Below are 17,525 nucleotides of genomic sequence, written 5' to 3' on the forward strand. Positions count from 1 at the left end.
CCGGATAATCCTCGAAACGACTATGTGAGAGGATAGAATCCGTTCATGCAAACCTATCTGGTTGGCGGTGCCGTCCGCGACGAACTCCTGGGCCTGGAAGTCAAAGACCGGGATTGGGTGGTGGTGGGCGCCACACCCGACGAGATGCTCGAACGGGGCTTCAAACAGGTGGGGGCCGATTTCCCCGTCTTTCTGCATCCCGGCTCCCGCGAGGAATATGCCCTCGCCCGCACCGAACGCAAGCAGGGCCATGGCTACCACGGCTTCAGCGTATACAGCGCGCCGGACGTGACGCTGGAGGATGACCTCAAGCGCCGGGATCTCACCATCAACGCCATGGCCAGAAACGAGCAGGGACAGATCATCGACCCGTTCCATGGCCAGCAGGATATCGACCGGCGCCTGTTGCGCCACGTTTCCGATGCGTTCGCCGAAGACCCGCTGCGCATTCTGAGAACCGCCAGATTCGCCGCACGCTTCCAGCCATTGGGGTTCCGGGTGTGCGACGACACCATGGCCCTTATGCGCCGGATGGTGGCGGCCGGAGAGATAGAGCACCTTGTGGCCGAACGGGTGTGGCAGGAAATCCAGCGTGCCCTGCACGAACAGGAGCCCGGCACATTCTTCGAGGTACTCAGGGATTGCGGCGCTCTGGCCAGCCTCCTGCCGGAACTGGCCACCAGCCGCTTCGAGCCGGCCATGGCGGCACTTCGCTGCATCCATGGCGAGCAAGGCTCAGCCGAGCAACGCGTGGCCGCGTTGATGTCCCCGGTCCCCCAGCCGGCGTGTGAGGAACGAATGGCCGCGCTCAAGGCACCGAACGATTGCCAGAACCTGGCCAGCCTTGTGGCCACCTTCATCCCGGCCATCGGTCACCCGGACACCTCACCCACGGACCCGCTCACGGCCGAGGGTCTGCTTTCCTTACTCGATGCCGCCGATCTGTGGCGCCGGCCCGAACGATTCTCGGCACTGTTGCAGGTACTGGCTTGCGCACTACCCGAACCCGCCCGGCGAGCCGTCCGGTTACTGGAAATAGCTGCCGATTCGGCGTCCGGCGTCGAGCCCAGGGCCCTGATGGAGCAGGGATTCAAGGGCAAGGCACTGGGCGAAGCAATCCGCCATGAGCGCCTGCGTCGTATAGACCAGGCACTGTCCCACATTTCAACCTGAGGAACGATCATGGCCGATAGCGCTCCCGTTGCCCTGGTAACCGGCGCCGCCCACCGCCTGGGCGCCCGCACCGCGCAGACTCTGCACGACCGGGGCTGGAACCTTGTTATTCACTATCGAAGTCGCCGGGAGCAGGCCGAGGCACTGGCAGACAGCCTGAATCAGCGCCGTCCGGCGTCGGCCACCGCCCTGCAAGCAGACCTGAGCGACATCGACCAGGTCCGGAGCCTCGGTGAAGTCGCCATCGCCCAATGGGGCCGGCTGGACGGGCTGGTGAACAACGCGTCCGTGTTCTACCCCAACGCCACCCCGGACGCGAGCCCAGCGGACTGGGACGCCATCCTCCACACCAACCTGAGGGCTCCGTTCTTCCTGCTCCAGGCGTGCCTCCCGGCTCTGAGAAAACGGGGCGGCTGCGTCGTCAATATGATCGACATCTACAGCGAAAAACCGTTGGCCGACCATCCGCTGTATTGCGCGAGCAAAGCCGGACTCGCGGCCCTGACCCGGTCCTGGGCCAAGGACCTGGCGCCGGCAATCCGGGTCAACGGCGTATCGCCCGGTGCCATCCTCTGGCCGGAGGGCGATGCCGCGGTCGACGACAGCCACCAGCAGACCATTCTTGAGAAGACACCGCTGGCGAGAACCGGTCACCCCGACGACATTGCCCGGACCATTACCTTCCTGATGTGTGATGCACCGTTTGTCACCGGCCAGATCCTGCCGGTAGACGGCGGTCGAAGCCTCAACATGTAGGGACCAGGACCGTTCTCTCTCCTGCTTTGGTCGCTTTGGCGCGTGGCCGCTTTCCGGATACAATGCCCGCAGATTCCCATTCTGTCCGCGCGAATTCCTCTGGGTCCGCGCCCGAACAAACCGGAGAACTCCCATGCGAGATGTCGTCATCGTTGCAGCCAAGCGCACTGCCATCGGAACCTTTGGTGGTGGTCTTTCCAGCCTGCGCGCCGACCAGCTTGGCACCGCCGTCATCAAGGCCATCCTGGAAGAAACCGGCGTTGCCGGTGACCACGTCAATGAAGTGGTGCTCGGCCAGGTGCTGACCGCCGGCTGTGGCCAGAACCCGGCCCGGCAGTCCTCGATCAACGCCGGCATTCCCGCCTCCGTGCCCGCGATGACCATCAACAAGGTCTGCGGCTCCGGCCTGAAAGCCGTCCACATGGCGGTGCAGGCCATCCGCTGTGGTGACGCCGAACTGATGATTGCCGGCGGTCAGGAAAGCATGAGCCAGGCGCCCCACGTCCTGCCCAACAGCCGCAACGGCCAGCGGATGGGCAACTGGACCATGATCGACACCATGATCACCGACGGACTGTGGGACGCCTTCAACGATTACCACATGGGCATCACGGCCGAGAACATCGTCGAGAAGTACGGCATCAGCCGTGAAGAGCAGGACGAGTTCGCCGCGGCTTCCCAACAGAAAGCCGTTGCCGCGCGCGAAGCGGGTTACTTCGATGGCCAGATCGTACCGGTGTCGATCCCGCAGCGGAAAGGCGATCCAATCGTGGTCAGCAAAGACGAAGGTCCCCGGGATGGCGTCACTGGCGACGGGCTGGGCAAGCTGCGCCCGGCGTTCAAGAAGGACGGCACCGTCACCGCCGGCAACGCATCGTCCCTGAACGATGGTGCCGCAGCGGTCATGGTCTGCAGCGCGGAAAAAGCCCGGGAACTGGGTCTGACCCCACTGGCCACCATCAAGGCCCACGCCAACGCCGGTGTGGATCCGACCATCATGGGAACCGGACCGATTCCCGCCAGCCAGCGCTGCCTGAAGCTGGCCGGCTGGAGTGTGGATGACCTGGACCTGATCGAAGCCAACGAGGCCTTCGCCGCCCAGGCCATCTCCGTGAATCGCGACCTGGGCTGGGACACCAGCAAAGTGAACGTAAATGGCGGCGCCATTGCGCTGGGCCACCCGATCGGTGCCTCCGGCTGCCGCATCCTGGTGTCCCTGCTGCATGAAATGGTCCGCCGCGATGCTCACAAGGGCCTGGCCACCCTGTGCATTGGCGGCGGCATGGGTGTCGCCCTGGCCGTCGAGCGCTAGGCGCAATGCTCAATGTGGTGCTGTACGAGCCGGAGATACCGCCGAACACCGGCAATATCATTCGGCTCTGCGCCAACACCGGCTGCCGGCTGCATCTGATTGAGCCGCTGGGGTTTACCCTGGAGGACAAGCAAATGCGCCGCGCCGGTCTCGATTACAGCGAGTACGCCACCGTCACGGTCCATCCAGGTTACGCGTCCTTTCTTGAGACCGAACAGCCCCGCCGCCTGTTCGGCCTGACGACCAAGGCCAGTCGAGGCTACCATGAGGTTGCCTATGCGGCCGGCGATTACCTGATGTTCGGCCCGGAAACCCGGGGCCTGCCAGCCGACCTGCGAACGTCACTGACCGCTGACTACTGCCTGCGCGTCCCGATGCGCCCGGACAGCCGCAGCCTGAACCTGTCAAATACCGCTGCCCTCGTGGTGTACGAAGCCTGGCGGCAACTCGGCTTCGACGGCGCAGTCTGACCCCTGACACCAGACACAAAAAAACCGGCCTCGGCCGGTTTTTTTTGTCCAAGATCAGGCAGCGTTAGTGCGTCTGCTGTTCTTCCTTGGCTTCACCCGCGGCTTCTTCCTGCTTGCGCTTGAGCGCCTGCGCGTAGATCGCGTCGAAATTCACCGGCGCCAACATCAGGGCCGGGAAGCTGCCCTTGCCGACAACGCCATCGATCGCTTCACGGGCGTACGGGAACAGGATGGTCGGGCAGTAGGCACCGAGCATCTGGCCCAGTTGCGCGCCTTCGATCCCCTGCACCAGGAACACACCCGCCTGCTGGATCTCTACGATGTAGGCAACTTTCTCACCCACTTTGGCGGTAACGGTAAGGGACAGCACCACTTCATACTGGTTGTCGCTTACCTTGTTGTGCGACGTGTTCAGGTCCATGTTGACCTGAGGCTTCCACTGCTCCTGAAACACCAGCGGAGAATTCGGTGATTCGAAAGACAGGTCCTTCACATAGATGCGCTGAAGGGCAAACTGGGGTTGGTTTTCGTTTTCGCTGCCTGCTGCGGCTTGCTGATTCTCAGCCATGTTCAGTCCTTTCGTTCTCGATCGTGGGCTCGGGGCCCGTTGTTAGGAAGCGTGATGCCGGAACATTCTACTGCGTGGTTCCGCCGGCTAATGTGAAACAGTGCGGCAGATTGCGGTTCAGATCAAGGCCCGGCCACCACCGCTACTTTTTCACCAACGGCAGGTTGCTGCCTCTCCAGTCGGCAACACCGCCGTTGAGCCGCACCACATTGGTGAAACCTTCGGCATTGAGCTGCTTCACCGCCATGGCGGAATGCTGTCCCATCTTGTCGGCCACGATGATCTGCTTGTCCTTGAACTTGTTCAGTTCGGCCGCGCGGCTCTTGAGGCTGTTCAGGGGGATATTCACCGAACCGGTGATCCGCCCTTCACCGAACTCCTTCCGGTCGCGAATGTCCACCACCACGGCTTCATCCTTGTTGATCAGGGTAACCGCTTCCTGTGCGGAAATTTTTGCACCACCCCGGCGGGATTCAAGGACCAGGATGGCAAGCAGAAACGCCACGAACAGAGACACGAGAATGTAGTGATTAACAACGAATTCGAACAAGCGATCCATGAAAGTACCCTGAAAAATAATTTGGCAGGATTATACACACACGGGCGCAGTCACAGAAGGCGGCCAACATGGCTTGTGCGAATGAAAACGGTTAGAATCTGCACTCCCGTTTACCTACATTTCCACCAAACCGGATGAAGTGATGACCGCGACGCGCAAGCCGACTGCACTGATTATCCTGGATGGCTGGGGCCACCGTGACCCGGCCGAAGACAACGCCATCAGCAATGCCAACACCCCGTTCTGGGACGAGCTCTGGCAGAAGCAGCCAAAGACCCTGATCAACACGTCGGGCATGTTTGTCGGGCTGCCGCAGGGCCAGATGGGTAACTCCGAAGTCGGGCACATGAACCTGGGTGCCGGCCGGATCGTCTACCAGAGCCTGACCCGGATCGACAAAGATCTGGAGGATGGCAATTTCCAGAAGAATGAAGTGCTCTGTTCCGCCATCGACAAGGCGGTCAGCAGCGGCCGCGCGGTTCACCTGATGGGCCTGATGTCTCCCGGTGGCGTTCACAGCCACGAAGATCACATCATTGCCGGCGCGGAACTCGCCGCCGCACGGGGCGCCAAGGAAGTCTACATTCACGCCTTCCTCGACGGCCGGGACATGCCGCCGCGCAGCGCCAAGGCCTCCCTGGAGAAAGCGGCCGCCCGGATGGAAAGCCTCGGCGTGGGCCGGGTCGCCTCCATTGTTGGCCGCTACTACGCCATGGACCGGGACAACCGCTGGGACCGTGTCGAAGCCGCCTACAATTTGATGACCCAGGGCACCGCCGAATTCACCTCGGCGGACCCGGTAAGCGGCCTGGAGCAGGCCTATGAGCGCGGTGAGAACGACGAGTTCGTGAAACCCACCCGCATCCACGCCGCCGGCGAGCCAGACGGCACGATCAATGACGGCGATGCCGTCCTGTTCATGAATTTCCGCGCCGATCGCGCGCGGGAAATGACCCGCGCCTTCGTCGAGCGGGATTTCGACGGCTTTGACCGCCGCAAGCATCCGGAGCTGGCCGATTTCGTGATGCTCACCGAATACGCAGCGGACATCAAAACCAGTTGCGCCTACCCGCCCGAACAGCTCGTTAACGGCTTGGGTGAGTACGTTGCCAAGCAGCACAAGACCCAGCTTCGCATTTCGGAAACCGAGAAATACGCCCACGTCACCTTCTTCTTCAACGGCGGTCTTGAAACCCCGTTCGAAGGCGAGGACCGCATACTGATTCCTTCCCCGAAGGTGGCGACCTACGACCTGAAGCCGGAAATGAGTGCGCCGGAAGTGACCGACAAGCTCGTCGAGGCCATCAAGAGTGGCAAGTACGACCTGGTCGTCTGCAACTACGCCAACGGCGACATGGTCGGGCACACCGGCAAGCTGGATGCGGCCATCAAGGCTGCCGAATGCCTGGATGAGTGCGTCCGGCGCGTGGTCGAGGCCCTCGACGAAGTCGGCGGTGAGGCACTGATTACCGCGGACCACGGCAACTGTGAGCAGATGACTGACCCGGAATCCGGCCAGGTTCACACCGCCCACACCATCGGCCCGGTGCCGCTGATCTACACCGGTCCGCGCAACGTGTCGCTGCTGGATGACGGCAGTCTGAGCGATGTCGCGCCCACTCTGTTGACCCTCATGGGCATGGAACAGCCGAAGGAAATGACCGGACACAGCCTGGTCAAAATCGGTTGATTGCAGGTCAGGTAAGCGTGCTGCAGTTGCTACCGGTATTGGCGCTCGCCCTGCTTCTGGGTGCGGCGCCTGCCCATGCTGACAATGAAGTCACACCCGCCCAGATTGAAGACCTCAAGGAGCGGATTGCAGACATCGACGACTGGTTGGCCGATGCCGAGGAAGATCGCTCGAGCCTGGAGCAGCAACTGGCCTCGGCCGAACGCAAAATCAGCCGCCTGACCCGCGAGCGCCGGTCGTTGCGAAAGCAGGCCGCGCAGCAACAACAACGCCTGCGCGCCCTGAAAGACGAGGAACAGAACCTGACCCGCACCCTGGACCGCCAGCGCGAGAGCCTGAAGCGGCAGATCCGGGCCGCCTGGATGGAAGGCGATGCCCCGGCGGTCAAGGTGCTGCTCAATGAAATCGATCCGGACCGGATCGCCCGGACCATGACCTACTACGAGTACCTGAGCCGGGACACGGTCGATCGCCTGGAAGCCTTTCGCAGGAGCCTGCAAGAGCTCAAGGAAACCCGGGCCAACGTCGAGGCCACCCGGGTGGAACTGGCGCGAACCGAAGCGGACGTTGCCCAGCGACAGGCGCAGCTGACCGAGTCGCGCAAGCAGCGCGAGCAAACCCTGGCGGCCCTGAATGCCGACATCCAGAACCGGCAGAGCGAACGGGAGGACCTGGAATCCGACCGGAAACGCCTGGAGCAACTCCTCAAGGAAGTCCAGCAGGCCATTGCCAGCATCCCCTCACCCAACGAATCGCAACCCTTTGCCTCATTGCGGGACAAGCTGCCCTGGCCCGTGAAGGGCAAGGTGCAAAGCGGGTTTGGCGACCGCTACGCCGACGGCAAACTTCGCCGCAACGGCCTTCTGATAAGCACCGGCGAGGACGCCGAAATCAAGGCCATCCACTACGGACGTGTTGTCTTCGCCAACCGGCTTCGGGGATTTGGCCTGATCACCATTATTGATCACGGCGACGGCTACATGACACTCTATGGCCACAGCAGCAGCCTGTTCACCAGCCCGGGCGACTGGGTGGCGGCGGGCGAGCCGATTGCGCTGGCCGGGCGCACCGGCGGCACCGAGAGCCCCGCGCTGTACTTTGAAGTCCGTCATAACGGCAAGCCGGATAACCCCCGGCGCTGGCTGGCGAACTGAAGCGTGGCGCGAGGGCTGACAAACGCCCCGGCTAACGCCATACTGTCGGAAATCAGGGAATCCAGTCCAACTGTCGGAATAAAAACGGGATAAGTGAATGAAACGGGTCAGAAGTCCACTCCACGCCTTTCCTTTGCGCACCATTGCTCTCACCGCCTGTTTCAGCACTGCATCCGGACTGGCCTACGCTCAGGATGAGCCCGAGGCACAGCAACTCCTGGAAGGCATCCAGAACGGCGAACGGGTCGAGATCACCCTGCCGGACCCGGAAAAACAGCTACCACTGGACGACCTGCGCAAATTCACCGAGGTGTTCGCCCGCATCAAAGATGCCTACGTGGAGGAAGTGGACGATCGCCAGCTACTGGAAAGCGCCATCAAAGGCATGCTTTCCGATCTGGACCCGCACTCTACCTACCTCGCCCCCAAGGATTACGAAGAACTGGAGGAAAGCACCTCCGGCGAATTCGGCGGCCTGGGCATCGAGGTCGGCATGGAAAACGGCTTCGTGAAGGTGATCGCCCCGATCGACGACACGCCGGCCCAGAAAGCGGGCGTTCAGGCCGGCGACCTGATCATCAAGCTGGATGAAAAGCCGGTCAAGGGCATGGGCCTGGAAGAAGCGGTCAAGCTGATGCGCGGCAAACCCGGCACCATCCTCACCCTGACCATCATGCGCGAGGGCGAAAGCGCGCCCATTGAGATCAAGGTCGAGCGCGATGTTATCAAGGTCACCAGCGTCAAATCCCGGATGCTGGACAACGGCTACGGCTACGTGCGCATCACCCAGTTCCAGGCAGACACCGGCGGCCAGTTCCTGAAGGCGCTGGGCTCTCTCGAGGATGACCATGGCAGCGATCTCGACGGCCTTGTCATTGACCTGCGCAATAACCCGGGCGGCGTGCTCCAGGCGGCCGTGGAAACCGCAGACGCCCTGCTCGATGAGGGCCTGATTGTTTACACTGAAGGCCGCATCCAGAGCTCACGCCTGCGCTTCAGCGCCAAGGCGGGCGATGTGATGGCGGATACGCCGATCGTGGTCCTGATCAACGGCGGATCGGCCTCTGCCTCGGAAATCCTGGCCGGCGCACTTCAGGATCATGAACGCGCCGTGATCATGGGCACCCAGTCCTTCGGCAAGGGCAGCGTCCAGACCGTCATCCCACTGGACGAAACCCATGCCATCAAAATGACGACCGCCCGCTACTACACGCCAGACGGCCGGTCCATCCAGGCCACGGGCATCAAGCCGGATATCGAAGTCCGTCCGGCCGAACTCACCGAACTCGACAGCCAGCCGTTCTTCACCGAAGCGGACCTGAGCGGGCACCTTGAGGGTCAGAACGAAGGCGACCAGCCAGCGAAAGACAGTGAAACTGAGGGCTCTACAACGGCTTCACTGACGGACCGGGACTACCAGCTGCGCTCAGCCCTGAACCTGCTCAAGGGGATGCACATCCTGAACCGAAAGCCTAACGGTCAGGCCCCATCAGAGGGACAGGACGCCGCGCAGTGAGGTTGTTGCATCTCTCCATCCTGGCGGCAGCGTTGACTGCCCTGCCCCTGTCTGCGTCGGAAACCGACACGGAAAACACGGGCAGCTCCGTACCGCCGACCATCGCCATCATCATCGATGACATGGGGCACAATCTTCAGGAAGGCGAGCGCCTGGCTCAGATGGACCAGCCCCTGACCCTGGCGTTCCTGCCGTACCGGCGCTACACGGTTCCGCTGGCCAAACTGGCTCACAGCCGGCAAAAGGAGATTATGCTGCATGCGCCGATGGCCAATACCCGCAATTTTGAACTCGGGCCCGGCGGGCTGACCTCCGACATGGATGAGCGGCGCATCGCCACGACGCTGCGGCGGGCATTGCAGTCCATTCCCTACGTTCAGGGCGTGAACAACCACATGGGTAGCCTGCTGACCCAGAAGCTCCAGACCATGGACTGGGTGATGCAGGAGTTGCGGCAGTATCCGATCTATTTTGTGGATAGCCGAACCATCGCCTCATCCGTAGCAGGCGATGTGGCCCGCGCCTACCAGATCCCCAGCCTGAGCCGTGACGTTTTTCTCGACCATGAACAGACCGAGGAGTTTGTCGACCGGCAGTTCAAGCTGCTGATCAAGCGCGCGCGGGAAAACGGCAGCGCCATCGGCATCGGGCATCCGCACAAGGTGACCGTGGATTACCTGGAGAAGCATCTGCCGGAGCTGGACGCCCAGGGCGTGGCCATCGCGACCATCAGTGGGCTCTGGGCCATCCGCAACGGCAACCGGGAAATGTTCGTGGAAGGGGAAAAGCAGGCCATACGACCTGCCTACGCCAGGAAACCCTAGTCCCGGACTTCGATCCCCTGGCCTTTCATGAAAGCCTTGGCTTCAGGGATGGTGTGCTGACCAAAGTGAAAGATGGACGCCGCCAGCACCGCATCCGCACCACCTTCGGTCACACCATCGGCCAGGTGCTGCAGCTCTCCGACGCCGCCGGAGGCAATCACCGGAACAATCACCGCATCACTGATGGCACGAGTCAGTCCCAGATCGAAACCGATCTTGGTGCCATCGCGATCCATACTGGTCAGCAGTAACTCGCCCGCCCCCATTTCAACCATCTTCCGGGCCCACTCCACGGCATCCAGTCCCGTCGGCTTGCGGCCGCCGTGGGTGAAGATTTCCCAGCGGGGTTCCTCGCCTTCGGCGCTGACCCGCTTGGCGTCGATGGCCACCACGATGCACTGACTGCCAAACCGTTCCGCAGCTTCACGCACAAACTCGGGGTTGAACACGGCGGCGGTGTTGATGGACACCTTGTCGGCACCGGCATTGAGCAGTTTGCGAATGTCATCCACGGTTCTTACACCGCCACCGACGGTCAACGGAATGAAGACTTCCGCGGCCATGCGCTCGACCGTCTCGTAGGTGGTATCGCGGCTCTCATGACTGGCCGTGATGTCCAGAAAGGTGATCTCGTCGGCGCCCTGTTCGTTGTAACGGCGCGCGACTTCCACGGGATCCCCGGCGTCGCGGATATCAACGAAATTGACGCCTTTGACCACGCGGCCTTTGTCGACATCGAGGCACGGGATAATGCGTTTTGCCAGACCCATGATTGCTCCCTTATGCCTTGAGGCCGTCGCAGAACGCCTGCGCTTCCGCAACGTCCAACGTACCTTCGTAGATGGCTCGACCGGTAATGGCACCGAGAATGCCCTTGTCGGCAACCGTTGCCAGGCGCTTCAGGTCATCCATGTTGGTGACACCGCCGGAGGCGATCACCGGGATACCGCCCTCTTCGGCCAGCGCGGCGGTGGCTTCGACATTCACGCCCTGCATCATGCCGTCGCGGCTGATGTCGGTGTAAACGATTGACTCGACGCCGTCATTGGCAAAACGCTTCGCCAGGTCGGTGGCCATCACTTCGGACACTTCTGCCCAGCCGTCGGTGGCCACGCGACCATCCTTGGCATCCAGACCCACAATGATGTGGCCGGGGAAGCGCTTGCACATCTCGGTCACAAACTCCGGCTCTTTGACCGCCTTGGTGCCAATGATTACCCACTGCACGCCGGCCTTGAGGTAGGCCTCGATGGTCTCGGCTGAGCGGATCCCGCCACCGATCTGGATCGGCAGATCCGGGTACTTGCGGGCGATGGCCTGCACGATTTCACCGTTGACAGGCTCGCCGGCGAAAGCGCCATTGAGATCCACCAGGTGCAGACGGCGGGCACCGGCTTCCACCCAGCGGGTGGCCATATCAACCGGGTCGTCACCGAACACGGTGGAGTCGTCCATGCGGCCCTGGCGCAGGCGCACGCATTTGCCGTCTTTGAGATCAATGGCGGGGATAATCAGCATAAAGCAATGTCCGTGTTAATCGTTCAGACGCTCCGGCGTTATTTGCCGGACCAGTCAACAAAGTTTTTCAGCAGCTGCAGGCCGGCCCGGGCGCTCTTCTCCGGGTGAAACTGGACCGCAAAGATGTTGTCGCGGGCAACGGCCGCCGCAAGGTCCACACCATAGTGGCTGCGCCCGGCAATGTCGGCATTGCCCTCGGCTTCGGCGTAATAGCTGTGAACAAAGTAGAAGCGGTCACCGTCGGGGATGTTGTGCCACAGGGGGTGGTCGACGGTTTGCTGCACCTCGTTCCAGCCCATGTGCGGCACTTTCAGCCGCTCGCCGTTCTCGACAAGGTGGTCGCCGAAATAACGAACCTGCGAGGGGAACAGGTTGATGCAGTCCACCCCGCCGTTTTCCTCACTGCGGGACATCAGGGCCTGCATGCCCACACAGATCCCGAGAAACGGGCGGTCCCGGGAGACTTCCCGCACCAGCGTGTCCACTTCCAGCCGACGGATTTCGTGCATGCAGTCACGGATGGCGCCGACGCCGGGCAGGATGACGTGGTCCGCCTCGCGGATCTGGTCTGCGTTGTCGGTAACCAGCACCCTGACGTCCGGCGCCACGTGCTCCACCGCCTTACGGGCGGAGTGCAGGTTCCCCATGCCGTAATCGATAATGGCAACGGTCTTCATATGGAATTCAGTGTCCTGTTCGGTGACGTTTTACAGGGAGCCTTTGGTGGAGGGCGTGATGCCCGCCATCCGCTCGTCCATTTCGATCGCCATGCGCAGGGCACGACCGAAGGCCTTGAAGACGGTCTCGATCTGGTGGTGGGTGTTCTTGCCCTTCAGGTTATCGATGTGCAGCGTCACCATGGAATGATTCACGAAGCCATGGAAGAACTCTTCAAACAGGTCGACGTCGAAACCACCGACAGCCCCGCGGGTGTAGGGCACATCCATCATCAGGCCGGGACGGCCAGACAGATCGATGACCACACGCGACAGCGCCTCATCCAGCGGCACATAGGCGTGGCCGTAGCGACGGATGCCTTTCTTGTCACCCACGGCCTGCTTGAACGCCTGCCCCAGGGTAATACCGATGTCTTCCACGGTGTGGTGATCATCGATATGCAGGTCACCTTTGGAAACGATGTTCAGATCCACCAGCCCGTGGCGGGCGATCTGGTCCATCATGTGTTCGAGGAAGGGGACGCCAGTGTCAAAACTGGATTTGCCGGTGCCGTCGAGATCAATCTCAACGGTAATCTGGGTTTCGAGGGTATTTCGTTCTACCCGAGCCTTACGTTCGGCCATGGGGACTCCGTAGCAATTGGGCGGCACGTGACCGCAAACTTTCGATTGGCGGATTATACCTTTTATGCCCGCCGGAGTCCCACAACCGGTTCAATTGACTCGATAGCCCGAAACGGGTCAGACCGCCTTTTTCAAGTTGCTCATGTAGGTATCCACGAGGCTGTTGAACTCGTGCTTGATGACCGGGCTGATTGCCAGCTTCAGCAGACTGGGCAGCGGCACGGTAAGCTCGGCGCTGGTCTGGAATTTCACGGCGGTCACCTTGTCGCCCTTGGCCTTGATGGTCCAGGAACCCCTTACCACACCGTTACCCTCGCCTTTCACCGGCTCCCAGGTGATGCGACCGGCTTCCTTGTCTGCGTGGTATTTGCAGGCGTAGATGGACTGGATGGCGTGTTTGTCCACACCGACCTTCTCCATCTCCCAGCGGTAGGCATTGTCTCCCAGGTCGGTCAGCTTGTGGACCTTCGGGAAATGACTGGCAGAGCGTGGCACGTCGGCCAATAAATCAAAGACTTCATCGTAGCCGCCCGGAATGTCCAGGTCCCGGTTCAGCTCAATCGATACGGTAATAGCCACAGCCAACTCCTTCTTATGTTTATTTGCACCAATGTAGTCGGAAAAATGAGGATGTGTATTTTGGCCCAACACTACAGCATTGTCATACTCCCCCGCTGTTAATTTGTTAACCCTGCGTTATCCTTTGGCTAATTAGCGTCAGGATTCGCTTCGAATCCCAACAAGCTCTCCGGAAAAGGATGCCTCACCCATGAAAGCTGTTCGTTATCTGCTGATCGCGGTTATTGCACTGATACTGCTGGCCGTGGTGGCAGTCGCCGTTGCGATGGCAGTCATCAACCCCAACGATTACAAACCCCAGATTGAGCAGGCAGTGGAAAAACAGACCAACCTCGACCTCGTCCTGGAGGGCGATATCGGATGGTCGTTTATTCCCCTCGGCCTTGAGCTGAACAATGTTCAGGCCAACCTGGAGGGCAACCGGTTTGTGGCCCTGGAGCAGATGGTGGCCCAGCTTGATTTCTGGTCCCTGATTTCCATGGCACCCCAGGTCGATACGTTTGTCCTGAGCGGACTGGAAGCGAACCTTGAGGTGAATGAACAAGGCCAGGGCAACTGGACCCGGATCATGCCGGAGCCTGCCGAAAGCGATGCGGAAGAAGAGTCGCAGACTGCCCAAGCCGAGCCGGAGCAGCAGCCAGAGCCAGCCGGAGAAGAAGCCGGCGGAGAGCCGCTGAACTTCAACGTCGACAACGTCGAGATTGCCAATGCCCAGGTGCACTACACCGACAAGAGCACTGGCCAGTCCGTTACGCTGGAAAACTTCAACGTGACTGCCAGCCAGATCACCCTGGGCTCCGAGTTTCCGCTGGACATCAGCTTCCGGGTCGAGACGGCCAAACCCCAGTTTGAGGTCGACGGCAGCATCAGTGCCCGGCTCGCCGCCAACGAGGCGCTAAATGACTTTGCCGTCTCCGGCCTGAAAGCGGTGTTCGACATGAACGGCGAACCCTTTGGTGGCAAATCGGTTACCGCGGAACTGACCGGTTCCGCGCAGGCCAACCTTGAGAACGAAACCGCAACCCTGAGCGAGTTCACCGCCAGTCTCGCCAACCTCTCGATCACCACGGATCTGAACGTCAAAGGCTTTGGTGACAAGCCCACCCTCAGCGGTTCGATCAATGTCGGGGAGTTCTCTCTGAAGGATCTGCTCAACCAGCTGGGGCAACCGGCCGTTGCCACCAGCGATCCGGACGTGCTCAGCGCCCTCGCCTTTTCCACCAGCGTTGGCGGCGAACCCGGAAACGTTGCGCTGTCAGACCTGACCCTCAAGCTCGACGACACCACATTCACCGGAAAGGGCAGCTACAACCTCGCAAACAGTGGCATTGTATTCAACCTCCAGGGCGACAAGCTGAATGCCGACCGCTACCTGCCCCCGAAACCGGAAGATGACGGTAAGGCCGGCGAGAGCGCCAATGGCTCCGGGGACCAGCCAGCCTCGGCCAAGACGGCACAGAACGCCCCGGAAAGCGACCTCCTGCCGCTTGAAACCCTCCGCACACTGCTGCTGGATATCGATTTCGGGCTGGCCGAACTCATTGTCAGCAACCTGACCATCAACGAGATCAAGGCGAGCACAACGGCCAAAGACGGCCTGATCAAGGTTGACGAGTTCAGCGGCAAACTCTACGAGGGCAGCTTCGGCGCCAACGTGACCCTCGATGCCCGCAGCGACAATCCGAAATGGAAGATCGGCTCTGACGTCAAGAACGTGCAGACCCTGCCCTTGCTCACCGACCTGGCCGAAGTGGACATGCTTTCGGGCGGCGCGAACCTGAAGGCCAATGTAACCACCACGGGCAACCGCGTCTCGGTGCTGCGGGAGAACGCCGATGGCCAGATCAGCTTCAACCTGGCCGAGGGGCAGTTCCGCAGGATGAACCTGACCCAAATGGCCTGCCAGGGCATCGCGATTGCCAACCAGGAAAGCCTGACCACCAATGACTGGGGCACCACCACGCCCTTCAACGACATGCGCGGCACCCTGGACATCAACGGCAATACCCTGAAGAACACCGATCTCGTGGCCGCGCTCGCCGGCATGAAGCTCGAGGGCGACGGCACCATTGACCTGAAGCAGACCACCCTCGACTACGAGGCCGGGCTGAGGATTGTTGGCGAAATCCATCGGGATGAAGCCTGCCGGGTGACGGAATATGTCGAGAACGTGGTGATTCCTGTGGAGTGCCGCGGCAACTTCTCGGAAGATCCGGCAGGCCTGTGCTCGTTCGATGGCTCGCGTTTCCGGGACACCCTGAAGACCATCGCGTCCAATGCTGCCAAGGCCAAGGCGAAAGAAGAAGTCGACCGAGCCAAAGAAAAAGCCGAGAAGAAAATTGAAGAGAAGCTCGAAGAAGAACTCGGCGACAAACTCAAAGGCCTGTTCAAGTAATGGCAGACCGTTTCGCCGACAGGCTGCTCGAGTGGTACGACCAGCACGGCAGGCACGACCTGCCGTGGCACACGAATCAGAATGCGTACCGGGTCTGGGTCTCTGAAATCATGCTTCAGCAGACCCAGGTGACCACCGTGATCCCGTACTTCAACGCCTTCATGGAGCGGTTTCCCAACGTGCGGGCCCTGGCCGAGGCACCGGTGGACGACGTACTGGGCCATTGGTCCGGCCTGGGCTACTACGCCCGCGCACGCAACCTGCAGAAAGCCGCCAAAACCGTCGTGGAGGAATTCGGCGGTGAATTCCCGGATACCCAGGAAGAGCTGGAAACCCTGACGGGCATTGGTCGCTCCACCGCTGCCGCGATCGTGGCGCAAGCCTTTGGCAAACGCGCCGCGATCCTGGACGGTAACGTCAAGCGTGTGCTGGCGCGCTATCACGCGGTGCAGGGCTGGCCGGGGCAGACCGCTGTTCTGAAACAGCTCTGGCAGTACGCCGAAGAACACACCCCTGACGCACGGGTACGGGACTACACCCAGGCGATCATGGATCTGGGGGCCATGGTGTGCACCCGCAGCCGCCCAAAATGCGACGCTTGCCCGCTTCGGCAAGGCTGCACCGCCTACGCCAGAAGCGAAACCGCACAGTATCCCGGCTCCAAGCCGAAGAAAGCCAAGCCCGAGAAAACAACCTGGATGGTCATCCTGGAGGACAGCGCCGGCCGCATCCTGCTGGAACGGAGACCACCGAGTGGGATTTGGGGCGGGTTGTGGAGCCTGCCCGAGCTGGATCCCGCCCTTGGGCCGGATGAACTGCAGGATGCCTGTGAGCGCAAATTAGGGGTGCAATGCAGCGATCCCGATCTGATCAGCGGCTTCCGCCACACGTTCAGCCACTACCACCTGCACATCCAGCCCGCCCGGCTGACCGTGTCCAGAGATAGCGGTCTCGCCGACAATGACCAGCTTCGCTGGCTGCATCGGGATGAAGCCCTCTCCCTGGGCCTGCCGGCCCCCATTCGCACGTTACTGACGGAACCGGAGCAGGCTGCCCTGCTCTGACGCCGACGAGCGCAACCCCCAAGCCCGATCTGTTATCATGCCGCGGGATTTCACTCGCCAACAGGAGCCAACATGAGCCGCACTGTTTTTTGCCGCAAGTACCAGAAAGAGCTCGAGGGCCTGGACTTCCCTCCCATGCCCGGCACCAAAGGCCAGGAACTCTTCGACACCATTTCGAAGCAGGCGTGGGAGGAATGGCAGGCGCAGCAGACCATGCTGATCAACGAAAAACACCTGAGCCTGATGGACCCGAACACCCGAAAATACCTGCAGGCGCAGATGGAGCGCTTCTTCGACAACGAGCCATTCGACAAGGCCGAGGGCTACGTTCCGCCGGAGCAATAGAACCCGCTGATCAAAGCCTGATCAACCCTGAAAAGATTCGGAAAATTTTCCGGCGCAGCCTTGACTCAAAACATCGAAACCGGTTTAATAGCGCCCCGTTGCACAGCAGTAGCGCAACATGCCCGGATAGCTCAGTTGGTAGAGCAGGGGATTGAAAATCCCCGTGTCGGTGGTTCGATTCCGCCTCCGGGCACCATCAGATTCAATGACTTAGCCCGCCCTTGTGCGGGCCTTGTTGTTTCTGGCGTCCAGAAAGCGTCCACTCAGCCTCCAATCCTGTGCGAATGGGTTGCTCTGGGGT

At 61.2% G+C, this 17,525-nt stretch carries 18 protein-coding genes and 1 tRNA gene; 12 read left to right on the forward strand and 7 right to left on the reverse strand.

Features of this window, described 5'->3' with window-relative positions:
- Positions 1 to 45: 45 nt before the first annotated feature.
- The 4 genes from KXD86_RS07830 (at position 46) to trmL (ending at position 3,711) form a co-directional block, all read left to right on the forward strand.
- Positions 46 to 1,173: a tRNA nucleotidyltransferase/poly(A) polymerase-related protein gene (locus KXD86_RS07830; RefSeq protein WP_218635480.1), complete on the forward strand. Its 1,128-nt coding sequence runs from the start codon at positions 46 to 48 to the stop codon at positions 1,171 to 1,173.
- A 9-nt stretch (positions 1,174 to 1,182) separates the two neighbouring features.
- Positions 1,183 to 1,929: a pteridine reductase gene (locus tag KXD86_RS07835; protein ID WP_218635481.1), complete on the forward strand. Its 747-nt coding sequence runs from the start codon at positions 1,183 to 1,185 to the stop codon at positions 1,927 to 1,929.
- 133 nt (positions 1,930 to 2,062) lie between these two features.
- Positions 2,063 to 3,241 carry an acetyl-CoA C-acetyltransferase gene (locus KXD86_RS07840; protein ID WP_218635482.1) on the forward strand — a complete coding sequence of 393 codons (1,179 nt, stop codon included), beginning with the start codon at positions 2,063 to 2,065 and terminating at the stop codon, positions 3,239 to 3,241.
- Between the two features lie 5 nt (positions 3,242 to 3,246).
- Positions 3,247 to 3,711 carry a tRNA (uridine(34)/cytosine(34)/5-carboxymethylaminomethyluridine(34)-2'-O)-methyltransferase TrmL gene (trmL, locus tag KXD86_RS07845; RefSeq protein WP_218635483.1) on the forward strand — a complete coding sequence of 155 codons (465 nt, stop codon included), beginning with the start codon at positions 3,247 to 3,249 and terminating at the stop codon, positions 3,709 to 3,711.
- Positions 3,712 to 3,775: 64 nt separating this feature from the next.
- On the opposite strand, the gene secB is transcribed toward trmL, so the two are convergent.
- Both secB and KXD86_RS07855 read right to left on the reverse strand, forming a co-directional pair.
- The gene (gene secB / locus KXD86_RS07850) at positions 3,776 to 4,279 is read right to left on the reverse strand and encodes a protein-export chaperone SecB (RefSeq protein WP_218635484.1); all 504 of its coding nucleotides are present in this window, start codon (positions 4,277 to 4,279) and stop codon (positions 3,776 to 3,778) included.
- 142 nt (positions 4,280 to 4,421) lie between these two features.
- Positions 4,422 to 4,838, reverse strand: coding sequence for a rhodanese-like domain-containing protein (locus KXD86_RS07855; protein WP_218635485.1), 417 nt, complete (start codon positions 4,836 to 4,838; stop codon positions 4,422 to 4,424).
- Between the two features lie 142 nt (positions 4,839 to 4,980).
- On the opposite strand from KXD86_RS07855, the gene gpmM reads away from it, so the two are divergent.
- The 4 genes from gpmM (at position 4,981) to KXD86_RS07875 (ending at position 10,022) form a co-directional block, all read left to right on the forward strand.
- The gene (gpmM, locus tag KXD86_RS07860) at positions 4,981 to 6,528 is read left to right on the forward strand and encodes a 2,3-bisphosphoglycerate-independent phosphoglycerate mutase (protein WP_218635486.1); all 1,548 of its coding nucleotides are present in this window, start codon (positions 4,981 to 4,983) and stop codon (positions 6,526 to 6,528) included.
- A gap of 20 nt (positions 6,529 to 6,548) precedes the next feature.
- Entirely contained in the window at positions 6,549 to 7,682 is a 1,134-nt protein-coding gene (locus KXD86_RS07865) for a murein hydrolase activator EnvC family protein (RefSeq protein ID WP_218636771.1), read from the forward strand.
- A 97-nt stretch (positions 7,683 to 7,779) separates the two neighbouring features.
- Positions 7,780 to 9,198 (forward strand): S41 family peptidase, encoded by a 1,419-nt coding sequence (locus KXD86_RS07870; protein WP_218635487.1) that lies wholly within the window; start codon positions 7,780 to 7,782, stop codon positions 9,196 to 9,198.
- A 32-nt stretch (positions 9,199 to 9,230) separates the two neighbouring features.
- Positions 9,231 to 10,022, forward strand: a complete 792-nt coding sequence (locus KXD86_RS07875; RefSeq protein ID WP_376770972.1) for a divergent polysaccharide deacetylase family protein — start codon at positions 9,231 to 9,233, stop codon at positions 10,020 to 10,022.
- Here KXD86_RS07875 and hisF read toward each other — a convergent pair.
- The 5 genes from hisF to KXD86_RS07900 form a co-directional block, all read right to left on the reverse strand.
- Positions 10,019 to 10,792: an imidazole glycerol phosphate synthase subunit HisF gene (hisF, locus tag KXD86_RS07880; protein WP_218635488.1), complete on the reverse strand. Its 774-nt coding sequence runs from the start codon at positions 10,790 to 10,792 to the stop codon at positions 10,019 to 10,021. The genes KXD86_RS07875 and hisF overlap by 4 nt on opposite strands.
- Positions 10,793 to 10,802: 10 nt before the next feature.
- Positions 10,803 to 11,540, reverse strand: coding sequence for a 1-(5-phosphoribosyl)-5-[(5-phosphoribosylamino)methylideneamino]imidazole-4-carboxamide isomerase (gene hisA / locus KXD86_RS07885; protein WP_218635489.1), 738 nt, complete (start codon positions 11,538 to 11,540; stop codon positions 10,803 to 10,805).
- 38 nt (positions 11,541 to 11,578) lie between these two features.
- Entirely contained in the window at positions 11,579 to 12,217 is a 639-nt protein-coding gene (gene hisH / locus KXD86_RS07890; RefSeq protein ID WP_218635490.1) for an imidazole glycerol phosphate synthase subunit HisH, read from the reverse strand.
- Between the two features lie 30 nt (positions 12,218 to 12,247).
- Entirely contained in the window at positions 12,248 to 12,841 is a 594-nt protein-coding gene (gene hisB, locus KXD86_RS07895) for an imidazoleglycerol-phosphate dehydratase HisB (protein ID WP_007153401.1), read from the reverse strand.
- A gap of 117 nt (positions 12,842 to 12,958) precedes the next feature.
- Positions 12,959 to 13,420: an SRPBCC family protein gene (locus tag KXD86_RS07900; RefSeq protein ID WP_218635491.1), complete on the reverse strand. Its 462-nt coding sequence runs from the start codon at positions 13,418 to 13,420 to the stop codon at positions 12,959 to 12,961.
- Positions 13,421 to 13,610: 190 nt separating this feature from the next.
- On the opposite strand from KXD86_RS07900, the gene KXD86_RS07905 reads away from it, so the two are divergent.
- The 4 genes from KXD86_RS07905 (at position 13,611) to KXD86_RS07920 (ending at position 17,420) form a co-directional block, all read left to right on the forward strand.
- Positions 13,611 to 15,815 carry an AsmA family protein gene (locus KXD86_RS07905; RefSeq protein WP_218635492.1) on the forward strand — a complete coding sequence of 735 codons (2,205 nt, stop codon included), beginning with the start codon at positions 13,611 to 13,613 and terminating at the stop codon, positions 15,813 to 15,815.
- The gene (gene mutY / locus KXD86_RS07910; protein ID WP_218635493.1) at positions 15,815 to 16,879 is read left to right on the forward strand and encodes an A/G-specific adenine glycosylase; all 1,065 of its coding nucleotides are present in this window, start codon (positions 15,815 to 15,817) and stop codon (positions 16,877 to 16,879) included. Before KXD86_RS07905 ends, mutY begins: the two co-directional genes overlap by 1 nt.
- A gap of 72 nt (positions 16,880 to 16,951) precedes the next feature.
- Entirely contained in the window at positions 16,952 to 17,224 is a 273-nt protein-coding gene (locus tag KXD86_RS07915; RefSeq protein ID WP_218635494.1) for an oxidative damage protection protein, read from the forward strand.
- Positions 17,225 to 17,344: 120 nt separating this feature from the next.
- Positions 17,345 to 17,420: transfer RNA gene (locus tag KXD86_RS07920), tRNA-Phe, on the forward strand.
- The last annotated feature ends 105 nt before the right edge of the window (positions 17,421 to 17,525 follow it).

This window comes from Marinobacter arenosus, assembly GCF_019264345.1.
Classification (GTDB): Bacteria; Pseudomonadota; Gammaproteobacteria; order Pseudomonadales; family Oleiphilaceae; genus Marinobacter; species Marinobacter arenosus.

Excerpts from the sequence above, each read along its gene's own strand:
- hisA (WP_218635489.1), bottom strand. The coding sequence starts at position 11,540 with ATGCTGATTATCCCCGCCATTGATCTCAAAGACGGCAAATGCGTGCGC.
- KXD86_RS07870 (WP_218635487.1), top strand. The coding sequence starts at position 7,780 with ATGAAACGGGTCAGAAGTCCACTCCACGCCTTTCCTTTGCGCACCATT.
- hisF (WP_218635488.1), bottom strand. The coding sequence starts at position 10,792 with ATGGGTCTGGCAAAACGCATTATCCCGTGCCTCGATGTCGACAAAGGC.
- hisH (WP_218635490.1), bottom strand. The coding sequence starts at position 12,217 with ATGAAGACCGTTGCCATTATCGATTACGGCATGGGGAACCTGCACTCC.
- KXD86_RS07915 (WP_218635494.1), top strand. The coding sequence starts at position 16,952 with ATGAGCCGCACTGTTTTTTGCCGCAAGTACCAGAAAGAGCTCGAGGGC.
- hisB (WP_007153401.1), bottom strand. The coding sequence starts at position 12,841 with ATGGCCGAACGTAAGGCTCGGGTAGAACGAAATACCCTCGAAACCCAG.
- KXD86_RS07835 (WP_218635481.1), top strand. The coding sequence starts at position 1,183 with ATGGCCGATAGCGCTCCCGTTGCCCTGGTAACCGGCGCCGCCCACCGC.
- secB (WP_218635484.1), bottom strand. The coding sequence starts at position 4,279 with ATGGCTGAGAATCAGCAAGCCGCAGCAGGCAGCGAAAACGAAAACCAA.
- KXD86_RS07830 (WP_218635480.1), top strand. The coding sequence starts at position 46 with ATGCAAACCTATCTGGTTGGCGGTGCCGTCCGCGACGAACTCCTGGGC.
- KXD86_RS07840 (WP_218635482.1), top strand. The coding sequence starts at position 2,063 with ATGCGAGATGTCGTCATCGTTGCAGCCAAGCGCACTGCCATCGGAACC.
- trmL (WP_218635483.1), top strand. The coding sequence starts at position 3,247 with ATGCTCAATGTGGTGCTGTACGAGCCGGAGATACCGCCGAACACCGGC.
- KXD86_RS07905 (WP_218635492.1), top strand. The coding sequence starts at position 13,611 with ATGAAAGCTGTTCGTTATCTGCTGATCGCGGTTATTGCACTGATACTG.
- KXD86_RS07855 (WP_218635485.1), bottom strand. The coding sequence starts at position 4,838 with ATGGATCGCTTGTTCGAATTCGTTGTTAATCACTACATTCTCGTGTCT.
- mutY (WP_218635493.1), top strand. The coding sequence starts at position 15,815 with ATGGCAGACCGTTTCGCCGACAGGCTGCTCGAGTGGTACGACCAGCAC.
- gpmM (WP_218635486.1), top strand. The coding sequence starts at position 4,981 with ATGACCGCGACGCGCAAGCCGACTGCACTGATTATCCTGGATGGCTGG.